Raw genomic sequence first — 649 nt, forward strand, 5'->3', positions numbered from 1 at the left:
GCAGCGCGATGGCCGTTGGCCATGAAGCCGAAGTGGCGGATGCGATGGAAGCCATCGGGCAGCGTGTGAAGAAGGAAACGGCGGATGAACTCGTCGGGCTTGAGCTTCATGATCTTTGTCGCGCCGTTCTGGCGGTAGTCCTTCCAGGTAAAGGCGACGTGATCGTCGTCGAGGGCGACGAGCCGGCTGTTGGCGATCGCGACGCGATGGGTATAGCGGCCGAGATAGGCCAGCACCTGCGCGGGGCCGCCGAACGGCCGTTTGGCGTAGACCACCCAGCTGATGCGCCGCATGGCGATGAGATGAGCTGCGAAGGCAGCAGGTTCGGCCAGGGATGCGAGATGGCCGAAGAAGTTCAGGGTGCCGGCGTCGAAGGCGGCGGTCAGACGTTCGAGGAACAGGCGTCTGAACAGCCGGGCGAGCGGTTTGACGGCCAGGAAGAACTTTGGTCGGCTGGCAATCCAGCGCGCGCTATCGGGCGAGAGGCCGCCGCCCGGGACGACGCAGTGGACGTGGGGATGGTGCGTCAGCGCCTGCCCCCAGGTGTGAAGGACGGCGAGGACACCGATCCGGGCGCCGAGCCGGCGTGGATTGGCGGCGAGCGTCGACATCGCCTCGGCGGCGGCTTTGAACAGGATCGCATAAACGA

General features: G+C 65.9%; 1 protein-coding gene. It reads right to left on the reverse strand.

Annotated elements, in window-relative coordinates:
- On the reverse strand, positions 1 to 649 hold a 649-nt coding region (locus tag AC0L3P_RS39970; RefSeq protein ID WP_473309458.1), incomplete at both ends, for an IS91 family transposase.

This window comes from Bradyrhizobium sp. WSM4874, from assembly GCF_055811835.1.